Below are 22,401 nucleotides of genomic sequence, written 5' to 3' on the forward strand. Positions count from 1 at the left end.
CGTGGGAAAATTGCGTATTGGCGTGGTCGGGTTAGGGGGCATCGCGCAAAAGGCATGGTTGCCTGTGTTGGGCGCATCTGCGGACTGGACGCTGCAGGGTGCATGGTCGCCCTCGCGGGAAAAAGCGCTGCGTATTTGTGAAACCTGGCGAATGCCATACGTTGATTCCGTACAGAATTTAGCGGCAACCTGCGATGCCGTTTTCGTTCATTCCAGTACCGCCACCCACTACGCTGTAGTGAGTGAGTTGCTGAATGCCGGCGTTCATGTTTGCGTGGACAAGCCGCTGGCAGAAAATCTGCGCGAAGCTGAACAACTGGTGGAGCTGGCGGCGCGGAAAAAACTGACGCTAATGGTTGGGTTTAATCGTCGCTTTGCGCCGCTGTATCAGGATCTAAAGGCGCAGTTGCGTAATGCGGCGTCTGTTCGTATGGACAAGCACCGTACGGACAGCGTCGGGCCGCACGATCTGCGTTTTACGTTGCTGGATGATTATCTGCACGTGGTAGACACCGCGCTGTGGCTGGCAGGAGGACAGGTTCAACTTAATGGCGGCACGCTGTTAACAAATGACACCGGTGAGATGCTTTATGCTGAACATCATTTTTCTGCCGACCAGCTACAGATAACCACCAGCATGCACCGCCGTGCAGGTAGCCAGCGCGAGTGTATCCAGGCCGTGACGGAAGGGGGCTTGATTGATGTGACGGATATGCGGGAATGGCGCGAGGAACGCGGGCAGGGTGTGGTACATAAGCCCATTGCAGGATGGCAAACGACGTTAGAACAACGTGGGTTTGCCGGATGCGCACGTCATTTTATAGCCTGCGTACAAAATCAGACGGTTCCTGAGACGGCGGGCGAGCAGGCGATTCTGGCGCAGCGTGTGGTTGAAAAACTGTGGCGGGAGGCGATGGAGGAATAACCCCCTGTAACATCTGGCGGTAGTAATTCACGCTAATCCAGGTACTATATGCCCACTCAAAAAACACCTCTTTTCAAGCTATAGACCAGTTTGTCGGCCTGATAAGACGCTCTAGCGTCGGCATCAGGCTCTGCGACATCACCGGATGAGGGCTCAACGCCTTCTCCGGCCAATGGACTGGCTATACGGGGTTCTGCCTCAGAGTCTGGAATACAACATAGATGAATTTATTAAAATCGCTGGCAGCCGTCAGCTCGATGACGATGTTCTCACGTGTGCTGGGTTTTGCGCGTGACGCGATTGTCGCCAGAATCTTTGGCGCAGGGATGGCGACCGACGCCTTTTTTGTGGCATTCAAACTGCCTAACCTGCTGCGCCGCATTTTTGCTGAGGGCGCGTTCTCTCAGGCGTTCGTACCGATTCTTGCCGAATACAAAAGTAAGCAGGGCGAAGACGCCACCCGCGTGTTTGTCGCCTATGTTTCTGGTCTATTGACGCTGGCGCTGGCCGTCGTCACGGTGGCCGGGATGCTTGCTGCGCCGTGGGTGATCATGGTCACCGCACCAGGGTTTGCTGATACTGCCGATAAGTTCACACTGACCACCCAACTGCTGCGAATAACCTTTCCTTATATTCTGCTGATTTCGCTGGCCTCACTGGCAGGTGCAATCCTTAACACATGGAATCGCTTCTCCATTCCCGCGTTTGCGCCGACGTTTCTGAATATCAGCATGATTGGTTTTGCGCTGTTTGCCGCGCCTTATTTCCATCCGCCGGTGCTGGCGCTGGCGTGGGCTGTCACCGTGGGCGGTGTGCTGCAACTGGTTTATCAGCTTCCTCATTTGAAGAAAATTGGCATGCTGGTACTGCCGCGAGTCAACTTTCGTGATGAAGGTGCGATGCGCGTCGTGAAGCAAATGGGGCCGGCGATCCTTGGGGTTTCCGTCAGCCAGGTTTCAATGATTATTAACACGATTTTCGCCTCGTTTCTGGCCTCCGGCTCAGTGTCATGGATGTACTATGCCGACCGTCTGATGGAGTTTCCCTCCGGTGTTTTGGGGGTGGCGCTGGGGACAATCCTGCTGCCGTCACTGTCCAAAAGTTTTTCCAGCGGTAATCATGATGAGTATTGTCGCCTGATGGACTGGGGGCTGCGCCTGTGTTTTCTGCTGGCGTTACCCAGTGCCGTGGCGTTGGGTATCCTGGCGAAACCGCTGACGGTGTCGCTGTTCCAGTATGGAAAATTTACCGCGTTTGATGCGGCGATGACCCAGCGTGCGCTGGTGGCGTATTCGGTCGGTCTGATTGGCATTATCATCGTGAAAGTATTGGCGCCTGGTTTTTACTCGCGTCAGGATATTAAAACGCCGGTAAAAATTGCCATTGTGACGCTGATTCTGACCCAGGTGATGAACCTGGCGTTTATCGGGCCGTTGAAGCATGCCGGACTGTCGTTGTCGATCGGTTTGGCGGCGTGTCTGAATGCTTCACTGCTCTATTGGCAACTGCGCAAACAGAAAATATTCACCCCACAGGCAGGCTGGGCCTGGTTCCTGACGCGTCTGGTGATTTCAGTGCTAGTGATGTCTGCTGCGCTGGTAGGGATGCTTTACATGATGCCGGACTGGTCACAAGGGACAATGGTGTGGCGTGTGATGCGTTTGCTGGCGGTGGTGGTCGTGGGAATCGTGGCCTACTTCGCCGCTCTTGCTGCGCTGGGTTTTAAAGTGAAAGAGTTCGTTCGCCGGACGGCGTAATGGACATCCTATGCCGGATGGCGGTACCACGCCGCATCCGGCCAGCAGAATAGCGTTGCCTGATAAGCACAATGCCATCAGGCAATGATCAAATAGAGAATTTTTTCCCGCCGCGATGTGCCGCAGATGTGTGGCCGTTCGCGCCATACAGCGTCGGCTCCTGGTGCGGTTTCAGCACTTGAATTGCCTGTTGATTGCGTTCGATTTGCCCTTCCAGCAGCCAACCATTGTGCTGGTTGAGATCGCGCAAATGCTGTGTTTTCTTCGTGATTGTCTGCCAGCGCTCGGCAATCTCATCGTTGGCGCTGCGCGTGGCGTCATTCTCCAGGCGGCGCTGCTGTTCCAGATAATCGAGGGTGGCCAGCAAAGAACTTTTTTCTTCTGTAATTCGCTGTAGCTGGCTACCGTTGATCTGCCCTGCAGAAAGCTGATGCTGCTCAGCATCCATCACCGTTTTTAGGTCATTGAGGACGGTCGTCATCTGATCAAGTATTTCTGACAAACGAGTCATACTTTATTTACTCTGTAGGTAGCTCTGTGCCTCGCGGATCAGCGAGTCGGCAATTTTTCCGGTATCCATTTTCAGCTCGCCGTTGCGGATCGCGGTTTTCAGCGCTTCGACACGTTCCATATTGATGTCATTGGTGCCGGGCTGCATCAATTTGGCCTGAGCGTCACTCAGCATTACGCTGGTGCTGTTTGTCGTCGCTGTTTTTTCCTTCCGCGCTTTTTGTACCGGCGAGTCGCTGGTTTCGCGTGGCTGGACAGTGCTTACTGGCTTCAATGGTGAGGTACGATCAATACTCATTTTTTCTATCCTCATCGAGGGGTTACGCTATAGCGGCCCGCTTTAATCATTGGTTGATTATCTATCGGCACTCGCTAAAAAATCTTTAACCTATTATAGGTTAATAAGAATATTCCCATCAGAATCGACGATTCCACTCACCACCTGGCCAGAAATCATCCGCACTCGGGCGTTTTGCGCGACGGCTGCATTGTTGAGCGCTTTACCTTCGGCATTGACCCGAAAGCCGTCTCCGTTGGCGATAACCATCACGCGTTGACCCGCTTTTATCCGCCACGCCTGGCGCAACATTGTGAGCTGGATTGGCTGACCGGGAACCAGGTCGCGCAGGCTCACGGCATCCTGAACCTGGTTAATGTCCAGTACGGCGCGTGGCGGCAGTTGATCCAGACGACCACGTTTTAGCGTTACGCTGGCCGCGTTCAGTGCGCTTCCGCGGGCAACAGGGGTCGCTGCGACAACATAGTTGCCGGTGGCTTGCACAGTGACCTGCAGATAACGTTTTTCATTGACGCAGCGGGCCAGCACGTTCACGTTACCCCACAGTTTCGCACTGCCGGACACGCTCAGCGCAGGCTGATCGCAGCTGGGCTGCAAGTTTGGCGGCGTACGGACAGTGACGACCACCTCATCGCTAAACCCGGCCAGGCGCTGGGAAAACCACGCGGTTAACTGCGAATTCAGGTCTTGTGCCAGCGTCATAGGGCTGAACAGCAGTGCTGCCACGACTATTCCACGTTTAAACGTTTGCATCAAAACCTCGCGCTTTTTCAGGTAGTGGCAGGATTCTACCTGTGTGACGCAGTCATCAACGCAACAAATAGCGACGCATTTTGCGTTTATTCCGGCGATAACGCGCGCGTGATGGGATTTAAGCTGTCGGCTGAATTTTGTCATTTGCGGAGGAGATATGCTCGATAAGCTCGATGCCGCCTTACGTTTTCAACAGGAAGCGCTGAATTTGCGCGCCCAACGCCAGGAAATATTAGCGGCCAACATTGCCAATGCCGACACGCCGGGGTATCAGGCGCGCGACCTGGATTTCGCCAGTGAATTAAAAAAAGTCATGGTGCGAGGGCGGGAAGAAACAGGCGGTGTTTCGTTGACGCTGACCTCTGCACAACACATTCCTGCCCAGACTGTCTCGGCTCCTTCTACGGAGTTGCTCTATCGCATTCCTGACCAGCCGTCTCTGGATGGCAACACGGTGGATATGGACAGGGAGCGTACGCAGTTTGCGGATAACAGCCTGAAGTACCAGATGGGGCTTACCGCGTTAGGTGGGCAAATCAAGGGCATGATGAACGTGCTGCAAGGAGGGAACTAACCCGTGGCGTTGCTCAATATTTTTGATATCGCAGGTTCTGCGCTGACGGCTCAGTCTCAGCGTCTGAACGTGGCTGCCAGCAACATGGCGAACGCCGATAGCGTGACCGGACCTGATGGTCAGCCGTATCGCGCAAAGCAGGTTGTTTTTCAGGTTGATGCGGCACCAGGCGCAGCAACCGGTGGCGTAAAAGTTGCTGACGTCATTGAAAGTCAGGCACCGGACAAGCTGGTTTATGAACCGGGCAATCCGCTGGCGGATGCGAATGGCTACGTAAAAATGCCGAATGTCGACGTGGTTGGCGAGATGGTTAACACCATGTCAGCTTCACGCAGCTATCAGGCAAACGTTGAAGTGCTCAATACCGTGAAAAGCTTGATGCTTAAAACGCTGACGCTGGGCCAGTAAAGGAGGCGCATATGTCCGTTGCTGTAAAAATGAATGACCCGAGTATGTCGGGTGTTAATGCTGCCACTGGCAACAGTTCGCTGACAGGGAGCAACGCGGCTGATCTGCAAAGCAGCTTTTTGACGCTTCTGGTTGCGCAGTTAAAAAACCAGGACCCGACCAACCCGCTGCAAAACAATGAGTTGACTACCCAGTTAGCGCAAATCAGTACCGTTAGCGGCATTGAAAAATTGAATACCACGCTGGGATCGATCTCCGGACAGATCGATAGCAGCCAGTCGTTGCAGGCCAGTACTCTGATTGGCCATGGCGTCATGATCCCGGGGACCACCATTCTGACCGGTAAGGGTGCGGAAGAAGGGGCAACGACGACCACGACACCGTTTGGCGTTGAGCTGCAGCAACCGGCAGATAAGGTTACCGCAACCATTACCGATAAAGACGGCAAGGTGGTACGCACCATCGATATTGGCGGGTTGAAAGCGGGTGTGCATACCTTTACCTGGGACGGCACGATGACGGACGGCACGGATGCACCGAGCGGTTCGTATAACGTCTCGATTGCGGCCAGTAATGGCGGAACGCAGCTTGTGGCGCAGCCTCTACAGTTTGCGCTGGTGCAGGGTGTTATCCGCAGTAACGGAGGTAACACGCTGGATCTGGGCACCTATGGAACCACCACCCTCGACGAAGTACGGCAGATAATCTAAGCCTTCACACTTATCAGGAGTAAGTCATGGCCTTTTCACAAGCGGTCAGCGGTCTGAACGCTGCAGCGACCAACCTCGATGTCATTGGTAACAACATCGCCAACTCCGCCACCTACGGTTTTAAATCCGGTACGGCATCCTTTGCCGATATGTTCGCCGGTTCTAAAGTGGGTCTGGGCGTTAAAGTTGCGGGTATTACCCAGGACTTTACCGATGGAACCACCACCAACACTGGGCGTGGGCTGGATGTGGCTATCAGCCAGAACGGTTTTTTCCGTATGGTTGACAGCAATGGTTCCGTTTTCTTCAGCCGTAACGGTCAGTTCAAACTCGATGAAAACCGCAACATCGTCAATATGCAGGGTTTACAGCTGACGGGCTACCCGGCCACCGGTACGCCGCCGACCGTTCAGCAGGGCGCGAACCCGGCACCGATCACCATTCCCAACACGCTGATGGCGGCAAAAGCCACCACCACCGCGTCGATGCAGATCAACCTGAACTCCACTGACAAAGAACCAAAGAATAAGACATTTAGCCCAAGTGATGCGGATTCGTACAATAAAAAAGGTACAGTGACCGTTTTTGATAGCCAGGGTAACGCCCATGACATGAATATTTTTTATGTCAAAAATGCGCAAAGCAACACTTGGGAAGTCTTCACGCAAGATGCTTCTACCGGAGATCCTGCGAAACCTGCAGGATTTATGCGCTTTGACGATAATGGAGCGTTTATAGGTATTAGTACTACCGCCAATGAGGCGGTACCGGGTGCTACACAAACACCATGGCCAAAGTCTATCAATATTGATACCGGTACGATCAATGGCGCGGTCCCGGCTGGCTTCTCGCTGAGCTTCCTTAACTCCATGCAGCAGAACACCGGTGCAAATAACATTGTTGCCACGAATCAGGACGGCTACAAACCAGGCGATCTGGTGAGCTACCAGATTAACAATGACGGTACCGTAGTCGGTAACTACTCGAACGAACAGAAACAGCTTCTGGGACAGATCGTGCTGGCGAACTTTGCCAACAACGAAGGTCTGGCGTCTCAGGGCGATAACGTCTGGGCGGCAACTCAGGCCTCCGGTGTGGCGCTGCTGGGTACCGCGGGAACCGGTAACTTCGGCAAGCTGACCAACGGTGCGCTGGAAGCCTCTAACGTGGATTTGAGTAAAGAACTGGTGAACATGATCGTCGCCCAGCGTAACTATCAGTCAAATGCGCAGACCATCAAAACCCAGGATCAGATCCTCAACACGCTGGTCAACCTGCGCTAAGCGCCTGACGGGATGGCTTAATGGATCACGCAATATATACCGCCATGGGCGCGGCCAGTCAGACGCTGAATCAACAAGCGGTGACGGCCAGCAACCTGGCAAACGCCTCCACACCGGGTTTTCGTGCGCAACTCAATGCACTGCGTGCGGTTCCCGTAGAAGGGCTTTCACTACCGACGCGTACGCTGGTAGTTGCTTCCACGCCTGGGGCCGATATGACGCCAGGCCAGATGGATTATACCTCCCGTCCGCTGGATGTGGCCTTGCAGCAGGATGGCTGGTTAGCTGTGCAGACCGCTGATGGCAGCGAAGGATACACCCGCAATGGCGCTATTCAGGTGAGTCCAACCGGTGAGCTGACTATTCAGGGACATCCGGTGATCGGCGAAGCTGGGCCGATAGCGGTACCGGAAGGGTCGGAAGTGACTATCGCCGCTGACGGAACGATTTCGGCGCTCAACCCAGGCGATCCCGCAAATACGGTGGCGCCAGTAGGACGTCTGAAGCTGGTTAAAGCGACGGGAAGTGAAGTGCAACGTGGTGATGACGGTATGTTCCGTCTGAATGCGGCAGCGCAGGCTACCCGGGGGCCGACACTGCAAGCCGACCCCAGCATCCGCGTGATGTCGGGCGTACTGGAAGGCAGTAACGTCAAACCCGTTGCGGCGATGAGCGATATGATTGCCAGCGCTCGCCGCTTCGAAATGCAGATGAAGATTATCAGTAGCGTGGATGATAACGCGGGCCGCGCCAACCAACTGCTGTCGATGAGTTAATACAGGACATTTTATGATCAATTCATTATGGATCGCCAAAACCGGCCTGGACGCGCAGCAAACCAACATGGATGTGATTGCCAACAACCTGGCAAACGTCAGTACGAATGGTTTTAAACGCCAGCGTGCGGTGTTTGAAGATCTGCTGTACCAGACAATTCGTCAACCGGGAGCTCAGTCTTCTGAACAGACAACGCTGCCGTCTGGTTTGCAGATTGGTACTGGTGTGCGTCCGGTTGCGACCGAACGTTTGCACAGCCAGGGTAATCTGTCACAGACCAATAACAGTAAAGATGTGGCGATTAAAGGCCAGGGCTTTTTCCAGGTCATGTTACCGGATGGGACGTCAGCTTATACACGTGATGGCTCTTTCCAGGTGGATCAGAACGGTCAGTTGGTCACGGCGGGTGGTTTTCAGGTACAGCCTGCAATCACTATCCCGGCTAACTCGCTGAGTATCACCATCGGACGAGACGGTATTGTCAGTGTGACTCAGCAGGGCCAGGCTGCGCCTGTTCAGGTGGGGCAGCTCAACCTGACGACCTTCATGAATGACACCGGTCTGGAAAGCATTGGTGAGAATTTGTACACCGAAACGCAATCGTCCGGCGCACCGAACGAAAGCACGCCAGGGTTGAACGGCGCGGGCCTGTTGTACCAGGGTTATGTGGAAACCTCTAACGTCAACGTGGCGGAAGAACTGGTCAACATGATCCAGGTTCAACGTGCTTATGAAATCAACAGTAAAGCGGTATCGACCACCGATCAGATGCTGCAGAAACTGACGCAACTCTAAAGTGACCTCCGGTGGGGTGAAAGCCTCACCGGCGCACTGATTTTGAAGATGAAGGCAATGCGAAAATACGCGCTTCACCCATACCCGATTTTGGCCCTGCTGGTGGTTTCACTGACAGGATGTGCCTGGATACCGGCCACTCCGCTCGTGCAGGGCGCGACGACTGCCCAGCCCGTTCCAGGCCCGACGCCGGTGGCGAATGGATCAATATTTCAGTCTGCGCAGCCGATTAATTATGGCTACCAGCCGTTATTTGAAGACCGCCGTCCGCGCAATATTGGCGATACGCTGACTATCGTATTGCAGGAAAACGTCAGTGCGAGCAAAAGCTCCTCGGCGAATGCCAGTCGTGATGGCAAAACTAACTTTGGTTTTGACACGGTACCCCGTTACCTGCAGGGGCTGTTTGGCAACGAGCGTGCCGACGTAGAGGCTTCTGGCGGCAACTCGTTTAACGGTAAAGGCGGCGCGAACGCCAGAAACACCTTCAGTGGTACGTTGACCGTGACGGTTGATCAGGTACTGGTGAATGGCAATTTACATGTCGTGGGTGAAAAACAGATCGCCATTAACCAGGGCACTGAATTCATTCGCTTCTCTGGAGTTGTTAACCCGCGCACCATTAGCGGTAGCAACTCTGTACCATCAACGCAGGTTGCGGATGCGCGTATTGAATATGTCGGTAACGGCTATATCAACGAGGCGCAGAATATGGGCTGGTTGCAGCGTTTCTTCCTTAATTTATCGCCGATGTAAGCGAGGTATCCAGTGTTTAAAACTCTTGTTGGAATGGTCCTGGTCCTGGCTACCACCTTTGCGCATGCCGATCGCATTCGTGATCTGACCAGTGTTCAGGGGGTGCGTGAAAACTCACTGATAGGCTACGGGCTGGTGGTGGGGCTGGACGGTACGGGTGACCAGACTACCCAGACACCGTTTACCACGCAAACGCTGAATAACATGCTCTCTCAGCTGGGGATCACCGTGCCGACGGGCACCAATATGCAGTTGAAAAACGTGGCGGCGGTGATGGTGACTGCGTCATTCCCGGCGTTTGGCCGTCAGGGACAAACTATCGATGTGGTGGTCTCTTCAATGGGGAACGCCAAAAGCCTGCGTGGCGGGACGTTGCTGATGACGCCGCTGAAAGGGGTCGATAGCCAGGTATATGCGTTGGCGCAGGGGAATATTCTGGTCGGTGGTGCAGGTGCCGCAGCGGGTGGAAGTAGTGTCCAGGTGAACCAGCTCAATGGTGGACGTATCACCAACGGTGCAATTATTGAACGTGAGTTACCCACCCAGTTTGGTGGTGGTAATACCATTAATCTGCAGCTGAATAATGAAGATTTCACCATGGCACAGCAGATAACCGACACCATTAACCGTTCTCGCGGATTTGGCAGTGCGACTGCGCTGGATGCGCGCACGATTCAGGTACGCGTCCCGAGTGGTAATAGCTCGCAGGTACGTTTCCTCGCGGATATCCAGAATATGGAAGTGAACGTCACACCGCAGGACGCGAAGGTGATTATTAACTCCCGTACGGGATCGGTGGTAATGAACCGTGAAGTGACACTGGATAGTTGCGCTGTAGCACAAGGCAACCTGTCGATTACGGTTAACCGCCAGGCGAATGTCAGCCAGCCGGATACACCGTTTGGTGGTGGACAAACTGTGGTGACGCCACAAACGCAGATTGATCTGCGCCAGAGCGGTGGTTCGTTGCAGAGCGTTCGTTCCAGTGCCAACCTGAACAACGTCGTACGAGCATTGAATGCGCTGGGGGCAACACCGATGGATCTGATGTCTATCCTGCAGTCCATGCAAAGTGCAGGTTGTCTGCGCGCCAAACTGGAAATCATCTGATGATTGGTGATAGCAAACTGCTGAACAGCGCAGCCTGGGATGCACAATCACTGAACGAACTGAAAGCGAAAGCGGGTCAGGACCCGGCGGCCAATATCCGCCCGGTCGCCCGCCAGGTTGAAGGGATGTTCGTGCAGATGATGTTGAAAAGCATGCGCGAGGCGCTGCCAAAAGACGGTGTGTTTAGCAGCGACTCCACGCGTTTATACACCAGCATGTATGACCAACAGATCGCCCAGCAGATGACGGCAGGAAAAGGACTGGGACTGGCAGAAATGATGGTCAAGCAGATGACGCAAGGACAGGGGCAACCTGCGGATGATGCGCCGCAGGTGCCGATGAAGTTCTCGCTGGAAACGGTGACCAGCTATCAAAATCAGACGCTGACGCAACTGGTGCGTAAAGCGATGCCCAGAACCACAGAAAGCAATGATGAGCCGCTGTCGGGTGACAGCAAAGACTTCCTCGCTCAACTTTCGTTGCCAGCAAAACTGGCCAGTCAACAGAGTGGGGTTCCTCATCATCTGATTCTGGCGCAGGCTGCGCTGGAGTCCGGGTGGGGGCAACGACAAATTCGACGAGAGAACGGCGAGCCGAGCTTTAACATTTTTGGGGTAAAAGCCTCGGGAAGCTGGAAAGGGCCGACCACTGAAATCACCACCACCGAATACGAAAACGGTGAGGCGAAAAAAGTGAAAGCGAAATTCCGTGTTTATAGCTCCTATCTTGAAGCACTGTCGGATTATGTCGGTCTGATATCTCGCAATCCGCGTTACGCCGCGGTGACCGGTGCTGCGACCGCTGAGCAGGGTGCCCAGGCATTGCAGAATGCCGGTTACGCCACTGACCCTAACTATGCGCGTAAATTAACCAGCATGATCCAGCAGCTAAAATCGATGAGCGAAAAGGTGAGTAAAACCTACAGCACGAATCTCGATAATCTCTTTTAAATAGCTCAAGTCTGCTGACCTGCTGCCGATAATACCGAGTATTGAAGGATTACAAGGAACCTCCATGTCCAGCTTGATTAATAACGCGATGAGTGGACTCAGCGCAGCGCAGGCCGCGTTGAACACTGCCAGTAATAACATCTCCAGCTATAACGTTGCCGGATATACCCGACAAACGACAATTATGGCGCAAGCGAACAGCACGCTGGGTGCGGGGGGCTGGGTCGGCAATGGTGTCTATGTTTCTGGCGTACAGCGTGAGTATGACTCATTTATCACTAATCAGTTACGTGCGGCACAGAACCAGAGCAGCGGTCTGACGACACGTTATGAGCAAATGTCAAAAATCGACAACCTGCTCGCCAGCAAAACCAGTTCGATCTCAACGTCGATGCAGGGCTTTTTTACCAGCCTGCAGACGTTGGTGAGTAACGCAGAAGATCCGGCGGCACGTCAGGCACTTATCGGTAAAGCTGATGGCTTAGTCAATCAGTTCAGAACGACGGACCAATATCTGCGCGATCAGGATAAGCAGGTCAATATTGCGATTAAAGCCAGCGTCGATCAAATCAACAACTATTCGAAGCAAATTGCCAGCCTTAACGACCAAATCTCTCGTTTGACGGGCGTTGGCGCGGGTGCATCACCTAACGATCTGCTCGATCAGCGCGATCAACTGGTGAGTGAGCTGAACAAGATTGTCGGCGTGGAAGTCAGTATTCAGGACGGCGGCACCTATAACGTGACCATGGCGAATGGCTATTCGCTGGTGCAAGGCAGCAATGCTCGCCAACTGGCCGCTGTACCTTCCAGCGATGATCCCTCTCGCACGACTGTCGCTTATGTTGACGGTGTGGCCGGAGAAGTTGCCATCCCGGAAAAGTTGATCACGACCGGTTCGCTGGGCGGGCTGTTGACGTTCCGTTCGCAGGAACTCGACCAAACGCGTAATACCCTTGGTCAGTTGGCTCTCGCTTTTGCTGATGCGTTTAACACGCAGCACAAAGAAGGTTTTGATGCCAACGGCGACCCGGGCAAAAACTTTTTCGATATTGGTGGCCCGGCAGTCCTTAGCAATACGAAGAATAAAGGGACCGGTGCGCTTGATGTAAAAATGACGGATAGCTCGTCGGTACAAGCCACAGACTATAAAATTACGTTTGATGGTACTGACTGGCAGGTGACCCGTCTGGCTGACAATACCAGCTTTAAGCCGACGGTCACTGGCGGAAAAATGTCGTTTGATGGGCTGGAAATCACCGTCAAAAATGGTGCGGTGCCAAATGACAGCTTTACGGTGAAACCCGTGGGGGACGCCATTATTAATATGAAAGTGGCGGTGACCGATGAGTCGAAAATCGCCATGGCTGAAGTGTCCAAAAATGACGCTGATCCCAATGTTGATAAAGGAAAAAGCGATAACCGTAACGGCCAGAAACTGCTGGATCTGCAAACCAAGGCAACCATCGGGAATAAAACCTTTAACGATGCTTACGCTACGCTGGTGAGCGATGTCGGCAACAAAACGGCGACCTTAAAAACCAGCAGCACTACGCAAAACAACGTGGTCACGCAGCTTTCAAATCAGCAACAGTCTATTTCCGGGGTTAACCTCGACGAAGAGTACGGGAATTTGCAGCGTTATCAGCAGTATTACCTGGCCAACGCTCAGGTGCTGCAAACGGCGAATTCGCTCTTTGATGCACTGCTGAATATTCGCTAAGGGAGAGGAACTCAATGCGTATCAGTACTCAGATGATGTACCAGCAGAACATGCGCGGCATCACCAACTCTCAGGCTGAATGGATGAAATTTGGCGAGCAGATGTCAACGGGGAAACGCGTGAACAACCCGTCTGACGATCCGATTGCCGCATCACAGGCCGTGGTCCTTTCGCAGGCTCAGGCACAGAACACGCAATATACGCTGGCACGCTCGTTTGCAACGCAAAAAGTCTCGCTGGAAGAGAACGTATTGAGCCAGGTGACGACGGCAATTCAGGCTGCGCAGGAAAAAATTGTTTATGCCGGGAACGGAACGTTAAGCGATGACGACCGTGCATCGCTGGCCACCGATCTGCAGGGGATTCGCGATCAGCTGATGAACCTGGCAAATAGTACCGACGGTAATGGTCGCTATATTTTCGGTGGATATAAAACTGAATCGGCACCGTTTGCCCAGGCAGATGGCGCTTACAGTGGCGGTACAACAAACGTTACCCAACAGGTCGATGCTTCGCGCACTATGGTTATTGGTCATACTGGGGATAAGGTGTTTGCCAACGTCACCAGCAATGCCGTGCCGGAACCGGGTGGCGGTACTCAGGAAAAGAACCTGTTTAAAATGCTGGATACTGCTATTGATGCGCTCAAAACCCCTATTGAGGGTGATGACGTGGCAAAAGCTACCGCCGCTGCTGCCATTGATAAAACCAACCGTGGTTTAAAGAATTCACTCAATAATGTGTTGAGCGTCCGTGCAGAACTAGGTACGCAGCTTAGTGAATTAAGCTCGCTTGATTCACTGGGTGCCGATCGCGCATTAGGCCAAACCCAGCAGATGAGCAATCTGGTTGACGTTGACTGGAATGCGGCGATTTCTTCGTATGTTATGCAGCAGGCTGCGCTACAGGCATCGTATAAAACGTTTACCGATATGCAGGGAATGTCACTGTTCCAGCTCAACCGGTAACGACCCTTTTTGAAACATATCATGAAACTGGATATGTTTGTCTGCCCGCTCCACATACACCCCGGAGCGGGCATTTTTTTAGGCTGCAGTTGTCTGGCTAACAGGCAATTTACCGGTCAGTCTAATTACCAGTGCAACAACACCGCAGAAAGTGGCCAGTGTCACCACGCCTTCCCAGTTTGCCAGCGCATAGACCTGACTTCCGAGTACGGAACCCAGCGCCATGCCGATAAACACCATGGTAAATAGCAACGCATTCAGACGACCTCTTGCCTGAGGCTCCAGGCTATAAACCAGGTTTTGGTGGGCGACCAGGCTGGATTGCAGCCCGAGATCAAAGCCTATCGCCGACAGGGCAATCAGCAGCCACTGCCCCTGTACTGGCAGGGCTGGAAGCAAGAACATAAGTGCAAAAGAAAGCGTGACTAACAGCGCACCCAACTGTGTTACCCGTCCGGCACCTACTTTATCTGCCAGATGACCTGCCATAGGGGCTGCCAGCGCTCCGGCTGCCCCTGCAATACCAAATGCTCCCGCCATCGCGCTGCCCATGTGGTAATGTTCAGAGAGCATAACCGCCAGTGTTGACCAGAAGGCACTGAAGGCAACAGACAGGAAGCCCTGTGCCCACGCCGCCCGGCGCAGTGGAGGATAACGTCGCCACAGTTGCGCCATGGACAGCATTAATGCCGGATAACTCAGCGTGGAATGGACCGTAAAGCGGGGCAGCATTTTCCACATCAGCACGGTAATCACGGCAATACTGACGGCGGCAAGTTGATACATTTCCCGCCAGCCATAGGCTTCACCTACCAGCCCGCTGATGGTCCGTGAGAGTAAGATCCCCAGTAGAAGACCGGTCATGACGGTACCCACCGTATTTCCCTGTTTGCCTTCAGGCGCCAGGATGGCTGCGGCCGGCACGATATCCTGAGCCATGGTCGCTGCCATTCCCATCATTAAGCTAACCAGCAGTAGCGAATGTAGCTGCCCGGTAAAACTGCAGGCCAACAGCAGTGCGGCAAGAGAGACGCTTTTTAGCAGGATTAATGTCCGACGGTCATAACGGTCGCCCAACGGCAACAAAAATAAAATGCCCAGTGCGTATCCTGCCTGGGTGAGCGTTGGCACCAGACCCATGCCGGTGATGCTTAAGGCCAGGTCCTGGCCCATTAATGGTAAAAGAGGCTGGGCATAATAGATTGCCGCAACGCTGAACCCAGCGCCCAGTGCCAGAACAAAAATAACCCAACGGGAAAGTGCGGTGTGTGTGTTCACAAATGATTCCTCAATCACGGGATGTGCGGCTATTTTTATCCTTCAACCGGTGGCACGGTAGCGAGCGCAGTGGTAAAACAGTTATACGCTACACGTATGAATAATGACTAAATGATAAAAACTGAACGTATAGATAGGGTGGAGTTGATGCGCACGTTTGTGCGCATCGTTGAGGCTGGTTCGCTTTCAGCGGCGGCAAAGCAAATGGGCACCACTCAGGCAACCGTCAGTCGACGACTGCAATCCCTTGAGACGCTGTTGGGCGTTAAGCTGATTATGCGTACCACCCATGCAATGAAACTGACTGATGATGGTGAACGGGGGTATCAGCACGCCAAACACATTATCGATGCCTGGCTGGCGCTGGAGGACGGGTTGAACGTCACGGAGGATGAGCCAGTGGGGACGTTGCGGGTTCGGGCACCGCATGCGTTCGGCCAACAGCAACTCCTTGAACCGCTTCTGCAATTCCTTTCCCGCTATCCACAGTTATCCGTTGAGTGGATGCTGAATGATAAGACCGTTGATTTTCTCAGCGACAATATCGACTGCGCTATCCGGGTTGGGGCTGAGGTCGATCCGGCAACGGTTTCGGTATTGTTAGCTGAAGTCCCGCGAAGTATGGTGGCAAGTCCCGAGCTTCTCGCGCAATTTGGGATTTTGACTCACCCTGAACAGTTATCGGCGCTGCCCTGGATCGCGGTAAATACATTTTATCAGCACAACGTGTCGTTACTTCACCACAGGCGTAAAGAAGCTATCACGCTGAATATTTCTCCCAGATTAAGTACCGACAGTATTTACGTCGCCAGAAATGCTGCACTTGCGGGGCTGGGGATTACCCTTGTCTCAAGCTGGATGGTTGAAGACGATATCGCCTGCGGAAGATTGATTACGCTATTACCTGACTGGCATGCGTCGTCATTGCCCGTGCATTTGGTTTATCCCTGGGCTCGTTATTATCCAACCCGCTTACGCAAATTTCTGGCGCTGATGAAAGATGTTATGCCACAGGTAACGGGGATGCGGGGCGTTCACGACGTATAAAAAAGCCGACCCTGAGGTCGGCTTTTTCATTGCCTATGACTTACTCAACAGGCTGTGGTCGTGTTGCTGGCGCGGTTGCCTGATGGCTGGCACTGTGTCCGCCTGCCGCACCTTTACCCTCAAAGGCAAAAGCAGGACGCTGCCAGTCGCTATGACGCGGCGCTTCTGGTACATATTCCGGTGCTGGTGCACGAGTCATCGGCGCGGTCGCATGGCTGTGAATCAGTTCTGCGTCCACACTGGCTGTCGCAACGTCGGCCACTGTGACTGGCACTACGGCACTCATCACATCTTTCGGTGCTTCAACAATGGGGGCTGTCTCAACAACCGGTGCAACCTCAATAACCTCTTCAACCACTTCTGGCTGGGAAGCCACGGTTTCAACAGGCTCTTCGACTACTGCTGTTTGTGCAGCTTCAGCAACAGGCTCAGCTTGTGCGGCAATCTCTGCGGCAACAGGTGCATCAGCGACGGCGATAATCTGCGGTTGTTCAGCAACCGGAGTGGCAATCACTTCCGGATGTGCTGTTTCAGCCACAACAGTCTGCGTTTCCGCTACGCTAACATCAGGTTGCGCGACGTCTGCCTGTACAGGGACATCCGCAATGTGCTCAACGACAGCAGCAGCGACTTGAGGCTCTACTGCCACAGGCGTGTTTTGTTCCTGATCCAGTTTCTGTTCGCGCTGTTCTTCAACCTGCATGTCCTGAGTACGGGCAACAGGGTAGCTAATCCAGACTTTGCCGGATGCTAATTCAGGAGAAGCACAGGCGACCGTTAACGGCATCGGCGACTGAACCGGATAACGTTCGTCACGATAGCGACGACGACGCTGCCCGCTTACACGCAGATGGCGAGGAGAACGACGTGAGCGACGAGGCATACCGTTGTTATCACGTGCTTCGTTGTTGTCTTCTTGCTCTGGTGCAACAACTGCAGGTAAATCGACTTTAGCCAGTTCGGTACGTTGAGCCGGAGCGGGTTGTTCAACAGGTTGAGCAACGGCGGTTTCAGCAACAATAGCTGCAGTGGCCACTTCGGCTTCAACCGGCGCACTGTCGGTGAATCGAACTTTCTGATTCAACTGACGCTGTTTACGACGAGTCTGCGGCTGACGCACGCGTTCTTCCTGCTCGGAATCCTGTACAGGCTGTTCAGCCAGGTTCAGCTCTTTAACTTCCTGCTGCGCCTGACGCTTATCATCGTTGCGACGGCGGTTGCGCTCGCGACGTGGAGCCTGCTGCTCGTCGCCGGATTTCGCTTTATCTGCAACATCGCTGGATTGCTGGCGGTTGTCACGCGTTTCAGCATTCTGCTGTTGCGCCTGACGACGGTTACGACGATTTTCATCGCGGTTTTCGCCATTTTCAGAACGTTCGTTGCGGTTGTCACGATCGCCACGGTTGTCGCGGTTATCACGGCGTTCGTTGCGGTCGCGACGATTGTTTTGGCGCGGCTTACGACGATCCTGCTGGCGTTCAGTCTTTTCTTCGGCTTTCGGTGCAGGTTGCTCCACTGGTTTCACTTCTTCGCTGCCACTAAAGATAGACTTCAGCGCGCCGAAGAAACGGCTAATCAAACCAGGCTGTGCGGCTGTTGCGGCAGTTGTTGCGGCAACTTTTGGCGCAACGGAAGGTTTAGCAACAGGTTCTTGTAGCGCCGGGGCAGGCGGAACATCAGGCATCGCAAACGTTGCAAGTGCCGGTTGCTCAGGTTGCTTACGCTCGACGTATTCTTCTTCCGTCGGTAATGCCATTGCTTCTTCGTGCAGTTTCGGCAGCAGATAGCTCAGGGTTGGCGTCTCTTCCCCTTTGCGTACACGCAGTACGGAATAGTGCGGCGTTTCCATCTGATCGTTTGGCACGATCACACAGCGCACACCATTCTGACGTGTCTCAATGGCATTGACTGCAGTACGTTTTTCGTTGAGCAGATAAGACGCAATGGGTACCGGGACGATCGCGTGAACTTCCTGTGTATTCTCTTTCAGCGCTTCTTCTTCGATCAGACGCAGAATGGAGAGCGACAGCGATTCGTTGTCACGCACGGTACCGGTGCCGGAGCAACGCGGGCAGACGTGGTGACTGGATTCACCCAGGGACGGGCTCAGACGCTGACGGGACATTTCCAGCAGACCGAAGCGAGAAATATGGCTGATCTGAATACGCGCTCTATCCTGGCGAACGGCTTCACGCAGACGGTTTTCTACCGCACGCTGGTGGCGAACCGGGGTCATATCGATAAAGTCGATGACGATCAGGCCGCCAAGGTCACGCAGACGCAACTGACGTGCAATTTCATCGGCAGCTTCGAGGTTGGTGTTAAACGCCGTTTCTTCAATATCACCGCCGCGGGTTGCGCGTGCGGAGTTGATATCGATAGCAGTCAGCGCTTCAGTGCTGTCGATAACGATTGACCCGCCGGAAGGCAGACGCACTTCACGTTGGAAGGCAGATTCAATCTGGGATTCAATTTGGTAGTGGCTGAATAGCGGGATTTCGCCAGTGTACAGTTTGATTTTGCTGCTGAAATCCGGACGCCCCAGCGCAGCGATGTGCTGACGCGCCATCTCCATCACTTTCGGGTTATCGATAAGGATTTCACCAATATCCTGACGTAAATAGTCACGGAAAGCACGAACGATGACGTTGCTTTCCTGGTGGATCAGGAACGGAGCAGGGCGGCTTTCAGCCGCTTTTTGAATGGCTTCCCAGTGTTTCAGACGGAAGCTCAGGTCCCACTGTAGTGCTTCGGCGGATTTGCCAACACCCGCGGTACGTACGATAAGCCCCATGCCATCAGGCAGTTCAAGGCTTGCCAGCGCTTCTTTTAATTCGGTACGGTCGTCGCCTTCAATGCGACGAGAGATGCCGCCCGCACGCGGGTTGTTTGGCATCAAAACGAGATAGCTGCCTGCCAGACTGATAAAGGTTGTCAGTGCTGCGCCTTTATTTCCGCGCTCTTCTTTATCTATCTGAACGATAACTTCCTGACCCTCACGCAACACATCTTTAATGTTGGGACGGCCATGGGAACTGTAGTTTGCAGGAAAATATTCGCGGGCAATTTCTTTTAACGGGAGGAAACCGTGACGTTCAGCGCCGTAATCAACGAAAGCAGCTTCCAGACTCGGTTCAATACGGGTAATTTTACCTTTATAGATGTTGGCTTTTTTCTGCTCGTGTCCAGGACTTTCGATATCCAGATCGTACAGACGTTGCCCATCTACAAGGGCGACACGCAACTCTTCCTGCTGAGTCGCGTTAATTAACATTCTTTTCATCGTAACTTACTCATTATTCTTACATTGACGACTAAGCTGCGGGCAGAGAAATGCCTTTCCGGGTGTGAACCGATGGCCTCGTGTCTATTCGCGTCGCCAACCTCACGGTTATCGTCAGCTCAAAGAGGCGCAGAGTGTCGGTTGCCTGTATTTCATACGGAAACACAGCGCAATTATCAGGGGAACAGTCTGGGTATTACTCTCCAGAGAAGCTTCCATTGTGCTTGTCGTCTTTCACGCTGTTGGTGCGTTGGCTTCATCTTCTCACCCCAGCTACTTACGGGAGTAAGCTGCTGGGAATTCCAGACTTGCCGCCTTCCTACAACGCGAAATCCATAGAGCACTTACCGGTAAGGACTGCAACCCGCAGCCCGCTAACTGCCTGAAAGATCAATACGTCTTACGCCATTGCTGCGTTGATGATCGGTCGGGCAAAATTGGGTCATTCCGGAAAAGTTCTTGTTTTAACAAGATTCAACACGGAAACAAGCTCATTATTCCACTGCTAACCTTGTTATAGCAAGATGACTTTTGCCATTTATCACCCGGTTACTCACAGTTTTTACACTTCCGCCTGGTGATTGCTTTAATAACCACCAAATCGGTTATGTCAAACTTAAGTAATAGGGTATAGCAGTTAATATAAGCATAGAAAAATGTGTGGCGCGAATCTTGATGGCTATTTAAAATCGGCCCCCATGAAAACAGAGACTCCAGCCGTAAAAATAGTTGCCATTACTGCCGATGAAGCAGGGCAACGCATCGACAACTTTTTGCGCACCCAGCTCAAAGGCGTGCCGAAAAGTATGATTTATCGCATTTTGCGTAAAGGCGAAGTGCGGGTGAATAAAAAACGCATCAAACCCGAGTACAAACTCGAAGACGGGGATATTGTGCGTATTCCGCCTGTGCGTGTCGCTGAGCGTGAAGAAGAAGCGATTTCTCCGAATTTGCAGAAGGTCGCTGCGCTGACTGATGTCATTTTGTATGAAGATGACCATATTCTGGTGCTTAACAAACCTTCTGGCACTGCCGTTCATGGTGGCAGCGGATTAAGCTTTGGGGTGATCGAAGGTTTACGCGCCTTACGTCCGGAAGCGCGTTTCCTTGAACTGGTGCATCGTTTGGACCGTGATACCTCCGGTGTGTTGCTGGTCGCCAAAAAGCGCTCGGCGCTGCGTTCACTGCATGAACAATTGCGTGAAAAAGGGATGCAAAAAGACTACCTGGCGCTGGTAAGGGGTCAGTGGCAATCGCATGTCAAAACTGTGCAGGCACCTTTGCTAAAGAACATTCTGCAAAGCGGTGAGCGTATCGTGCGGGTGAATCAGGAAGGGAAACCGTCGGAAACCCGTTTTAAAGTGGAAGAGCGCTATGCGTTTGCCACGCTGGTACGCTGTAGCCCGGTAACCGGTCGTACTCACCAGATCCGTGTTCATACGCAATTTGCCGGGCATCCGATTGCTTTTGATGACCGCTATGGTGACCGTGAGTTTGATAAGCAACTGGCGGGTACGGGGTTGAACCGGCTGTTCCTGCATGCTGCTGCGCTGAAGTTTACTCATCCCGGTACGGGTGAGGTTATGCGTATTGAAGCGCCGATGGATAATCAGCTGAAACGCTGCCTTGAGGTATTGCGCAGCAAAGCCTGATACGCGTTGCTTATCAGGCCTACAACCGCGCAATGCGCCGTAGGCCTGATAAGACGCACCGCGTCGCCATCAGGCAGATTAACTAGGCTTTTAACGGGTTCATGTCTTCCCGGCGCAGCATCTGACACAACGCGATCAGCGGCAAGCCAATCAGTGTGTTAGGGTCGCGGCCCTCCAGACGCTCAAAGAGCGCTATACCTAATCCTTCACTTTTAAAGCTACCTGCGCAATGTAACGGGCGTTCTTTACGCACGTAATCTTCAATTTCCATTTCACTTAAATGGCGGAAATGGACGTCGAACGGTTCAACTTCGGTTTGTAGATGACCGTTAGCTGAATTATAAAGCGCCAGTCCTGTGTAAAAAGTGACAATATTTCCACTGGCTTTGGTTAATTGTCGTCTGGCATTTTCTTCTGTTAATGGCTTACCGGTTATTTCGCCATCAAGAACACAAATTTGATCAGACCCAATTATCAAATGTGATGGAAACCGATGGGCAAGGGATTGCGCTTTTTCCTGTGCCAGGCGTAACACTAAATGCCGAGGTGTTTCGCCAGGTAAGGGGGTTTCATCAACCTCTGGGGCTGCGCATTCAAACGGGATGGCCAATTTTTCGAGCAAAGCGCGACGCCAGGGAGAGGTGGACGCAAGAATAAGTTGAGGCATATTTTTTCCCCCGCATATAGCGTAATGATGAGAGCCATTTTAAACTATGGACTTCGTCCTTCAAGCTGGCTGCGATGGCTTGTCGTGATCGATTTTAAGTCGATGACCCGCAATGTGTGCGAATTATTGGCAAAAGGCAACCACAGGCTGCCTTTTTCTTTGACTATATGACGTTAC

21 protein-coding genes are annotated in these 22,401 nt (G+C 53.1%); 15 read left to right on the forward strand and 6 right to left on the reverse strand.

The features are described from left to right. Position 1: 1 nt before the first annotated feature. A complete protein-coding gene (locus tag NNO03_RS17760) occupies positions 2 to 925 on the forward strand; it encodes a Gfo/Idh/MocA family protein (RefSeq protein WP_271450133.1) in 924 nt (307 codons plus the stop codon). A 221-nt stretch (positions 926 to 1,146) separates the two neighbouring features. Continuing rightward, positions 1,147 to 2,682 (forward strand): murein biosynthesis integral membrane protein MurJ, encoded by a 1,536-nt coding sequence (gene murJ, locus NNO03_RS17765; protein WP_271441726.1) that lies wholly within the window; start codon positions 1,147 to 1,149, stop codon positions 2,680 to 2,682. A gap of 88 nt (positions 2,683 to 2,770) precedes the next feature. On the opposite strand, the gene flgN is transcribed toward murJ, so the two are convergent. The 3 genes from flgN to flgA form a co-directional block, all read right to left on the reverse strand. Further along, positions 2,771 to 3,193, reverse strand: a complete 423-nt coding sequence (gene flgN, locus NNO03_RS17770) for a flagella biosynthesis chaperone FlgN (protein WP_271441727.1) — start codon at positions 3,191 to 3,193, stop codon at positions 2,771 to 2,773. 3 nt (positions 3,194 to 3,196) lie between these two features. Then, positions 3,197 to 3,490 carry a flagellar biosynthesis anti-sigma factor FlgM gene (gene flgM, locus NNO03_RS17775; RefSeq protein ID WP_005129057.1) on the reverse strand — a complete coding sequence of 98 codons (294 nt, stop codon included), beginning with the start codon at positions 3,488 to 3,490 and terminating at the stop codon, positions 3,197 to 3,199. 93 nt (positions 3,491 to 3,583) lie between these two features. Then, complete coding sequence (flgA, locus tag NNO03_RS17780; protein WP_271450134.1) at positions 3,584 to 4,243, reverse strand: flagellar basal body P-ring formation chaperone FlgA; 660 nt, start codon at positions 4,241 to 4,243, stop codon at positions 3,584 to 3,586. 157 nt (positions 4,244 to 4,400) lie between these two features. Between flgA and flgB the strand changes: the two genes are divergently transcribed. The 11 genes from flgB (at position 4,401) to flgL (ending at position 14,297) form a co-directional block, all read left to right on the forward strand. Next, positions 4,401 to 4,817 (forward strand): flagellar basal body rod protein FlgB, encoded by a 417-nt coding sequence (gene flgB, locus NNO03_RS17785; protein ID WP_003036189.1) that lies wholly within the window; start codon positions 4,401 to 4,403, stop codon positions 4,815 to 4,817. A gap of 3 nt (positions 4,818 to 4,820) precedes the next feature. Next, positions 4,821 to 5,225: a flagellar basal body rod protein FlgC gene (flgC, locus tag NNO03_RS17790; RefSeq protein ID WP_045441655.1), complete on the forward strand. Its 405-nt coding sequence runs from the start codon at positions 4,821 to 4,823 to the stop codon at positions 5,223 to 5,225. Positions 5,226 to 5,236: 11 nt separating this feature from the next. Continuing rightward, a complete protein-coding gene (gene flgD / locus NNO03_RS17795; protein WP_271450135.1) occupies positions 5,237 to 5,935 on the forward strand; it encodes a flagellar hook assembly protein FlgD in 699 nt (232 codons plus the stop codon). Between the two features lie 26 nt (positions 5,936 to 5,961). After that, a complete protein-coding gene (gene flgE / locus NNO03_RS17800; protein ID WP_271441730.1) occupies positions 5,962 to 7,218 on the forward strand; it encodes a flagellar hook protein FlgE in 1,257 nt (418 codons plus the stop codon). A 20-nt stretch (positions 7,219 to 7,238) separates the two neighbouring features. After that, a complete protein-coding gene (locus NNO03_RS17805; RefSeq protein ID WP_045441661.1) occupies positions 7,239 to 7,994 on the forward strand; it encodes a flagellar basal body rod protein FlgF in 756 nt (251 codons plus the stop codon). A 13-nt stretch (positions 7,995 to 8,007) separates the two neighbouring features. Continuing rightward, the gene (gene flgG / locus NNO03_RS17810; protein WP_005129045.1) at positions 8,008 to 8,790 is read left to right on the forward strand and encodes a flagellar basal-body rod protein FlgG; all 783 of its coding nucleotides are present in this window, start codon (positions 8,008 to 8,010) and stop codon (positions 8,788 to 8,790) included. Between the two features lie 57 nt (positions 8,791 to 8,847). Next, positions 8,848 to 9,546 (forward strand): flagellar basal body L-ring protein FlgH, encoded by a 699-nt coding sequence (flgH, locus tag NNO03_RS17815; RefSeq protein ID WP_003836756.1) that lies wholly within the window; start codon positions 8,848 to 8,850, stop codon positions 9,544 to 9,546. Between the two features lie 33 nt (positions 9,547 to 9,579). Beyond that, positions 9,580 to 10,656, forward strand: a complete 1,077-nt coding sequence (locus NNO03_RS17820) for a flagellar basal body P-ring protein FlgI (protein WP_137383046.1) — start codon at positions 9,580 to 9,582, stop codon at positions 10,654 to 10,656. Next, positions 10,656 to 11,606 (forward strand): flagellar assembly peptidoglycan hydrolase FlgJ, encoded by a 951-nt coding sequence (gene flgJ, locus NNO03_RS17825; protein WP_271450136.1) that lies wholly within the window; start codon positions 10,656 to 10,658, stop codon positions 11,604 to 11,606. Before NNO03_RS17820 ends, flgJ begins: the two co-directional genes overlap by 1 nt. Positions 11,607 to 11,670: 64 nt before the next feature. Then, positions 11,671 to 13,329, forward strand: coding sequence for a flagellar hook-associated protein FlgK (gene flgK / locus NNO03_RS17830; protein ID WP_271450137.1), 1,659 nt, complete (start codon positions 11,671 to 11,673; stop codon positions 13,327 to 13,329). Positions 13,330 to 13,343: 14 nt separating this feature from the next. Beyond that, positions 13,344 to 14,297: a flagellar hook-associated protein FlgL gene (flgL, locus tag NNO03_RS17835; RefSeq protein WP_271441733.1), complete on the forward strand. Its 954-nt coding sequence runs from the start codon at positions 13,344 to 13,346 to the stop codon at positions 14,295 to 14,297. Positions 14,298 to 14,375: 78 nt separating this feature from the next. Here flgL and NNO03_RS17840 read toward each other — a convergent pair whose 3' ends face one another. After that, a complete protein-coding gene (locus tag NNO03_RS17840; protein ID WP_271450138.1) occupies positions 14,376 to 15,575 on the reverse strand; it encodes an MFS transporter in 1,200 nt (399 codons plus the stop codon). Between the two features lie 111 nt (positions 15,576 to 15,686). Here NNO03_RS17840 and NNO03_RS17845 point away from each other — a divergent pair, with 111 nt between their 5' ends. Then, complete coding sequence (locus NNO03_RS17845; protein ID WP_271450139.1) at positions 15,687 to 16,622, forward strand: LysR family transcriptional regulator; 936 nt, start codon at positions 15,687 to 15,689, stop codon at positions 16,620 to 16,622. A 40-nt stretch (positions 16,623 to 16,662) separates the two neighbouring features. Here the strand turns inward: NNO03_RS17845 and rne are convergent, their stop codons facing one another. Next, complete coding sequence (gene rne / locus NNO03_RS17850; protein ID WP_271450140.1) at positions 16,663 to 19,905, reverse strand: ribonuclease E; 3,243 nt, start codon at positions 19,903 to 19,905, stop codon at positions 16,663 to 16,665. Between the two features lie 698 nt (positions 19,906 to 20,603). On the opposite strand from rne, the gene rluC reads away from it, so the two are divergent. Next, the gene (gene rluC / locus NNO03_RS17855; RefSeq protein WP_170974373.1) at positions 20,604 to 21,557 is read left to right on the forward strand and encodes a 23S rRNA pseudouridine(955/2504/2580) synthase RluC; all 954 of its coding nucleotides are present in this window, start codon (positions 20,604 to 20,606) and stop codon (positions 21,555 to 21,557) included. A gap of 82 nt (positions 21,558 to 21,639) precedes the next feature. Here rluC and NNO03_RS17860 read toward each other — a convergent pair whose 3' ends face one another. Beyond that, positions 21,640 to 22,224, reverse strand: a complete 585-nt coding sequence (locus NNO03_RS17860; protein WP_271441738.1) for a nucleoside triphosphate pyrophosphatase — start codon at positions 22,222 to 22,224, stop codon at positions 21,640 to 21,642. Between the last annotated feature and the right edge of the window lie 177 nt (positions 22,225 to 22,401).

Origin of the sequence: Citrobacter sp. Igbk 16, assembly GCF_028069755.1 — a bacterium.
Lineage (GTDB): Bacteria > Pseudomonadota > Gammaproteobacteria > Enterobacterales > Enterobacteriaceae > Citrobacter.

Bases quoted from the DNA above. Each gene is read 5' to 3' on its own strand.
- NNO03_RS17845 (WP_271450139.1), top strand. From the start codon at position 15,687: ATGATAAAAACTGAACGTATAGATAGGGTGGAGTTGATGCGCACGTTT.
- rne (WP_271450140.1), bottom strand. From the start codon at position 19,905: ATGAAAAGAATGTTAATTAACGCGACTCAGCAGGAAGAGTTGCGTGTC.
- NNO03_RS17820 (WP_137383046.1), top strand. From the start codon at position 9,580: ATGGTCCTGGTCCTGGCTACCACCTTTGCGCATGCCGATCGCATTCGT.
- flgL (WP_271441733.1), top strand. From the start codon at position 13,344: ATGCGTATCAGTACTCAGATGATGTACCAGCAGAACATGCGCGGCATC.
- NNO03_RS17860 (WP_271441738.1), bottom strand. From the start codon at position 22,224: ATGCCTCAACTTATTCTTGCGTCCACCTCTCCCTGGCGTCGCGCTTTG.
- flgG (WP_005129045.1), top strand. From the start codon at position 8,008: ATGATCAATTCATTATGGATCGCCAAAACCGGCCTGGACGCGCAGCAA.
- murJ (WP_271441726.1), top strand. From the start codon at position 1,147: ATGAATTTATTAAAATCGCTGGCAGCCGTCAGCTCGATGACGATGTTC.
- flgD (WP_271450135.1), top strand. From the start codon at position 5,237: ATGTCCGTTGCTGTAAAAATGAATGACCCGAGTATGTCGGGTGTTAAT.
- flgJ (WP_271450136.1), top strand. From the start codon at position 10,656: ATGATTGGTGATAGCAAACTGCTGAACAGCGCAGCCTGGGATGCACAA.
- flgB (WP_003036189.1), top strand. From the start codon at position 4,401: ATGCTCGATAAGCTCGATGCCGCCTTACGTTTTCAACAGGAAGCGCTG.
- flgH (WP_003836756.1), top strand. From the start codon at position 8,848: ATGCGAAAATACGCGCTTCACCCATACCCGATTTTGGCCCTGCTGGTG.
- rluC (WP_170974373.1), top strand. From the start codon at position 20,604: ATGAAAACAGAGACTCCAGCCGTAAAAATAGTTGCCATTACTGCCGAT.
- flgA (WP_271450134.1), bottom strand. From the start codon at position 4,243: ATGCAAACGTTTAAACGTGGAATAGTCGTGGCAGCACTGCTGTTCAGC.
- flgN (WP_271441727.1), bottom strand. From the start codon at position 3,193: ATGACTCGTTTGTCAGAAATACTTGATCAGATGACGACCGTCCTCAAT.
- flgE (WP_271441730.1), top strand. From the start codon at position 5,962: ATGGCCTTTTCACAAGCGGTCAGCGGTCTGAACGCTGCAGCGACCAAC.
- NNO03_RS17805 (WP_045441661.1), top strand. From the start codon at position 7,239: ATGGATCACGCAATATATACCGCCATGGGCGCGGCCAGTCAGACGCTG.
- flgM (WP_005129057.1), bottom strand. From the start codon at position 3,490: ATGAGTATTGATCGTACCTCACCATTGAAGCCAGTAAGCACTGTCCAG.
- flgK (WP_271450137.1), top strand. From the start codon at position 11,671: ATGTCCAGCTTGATTAATAACGCGATGAGTGGACTCAGCGCAGCGCAG.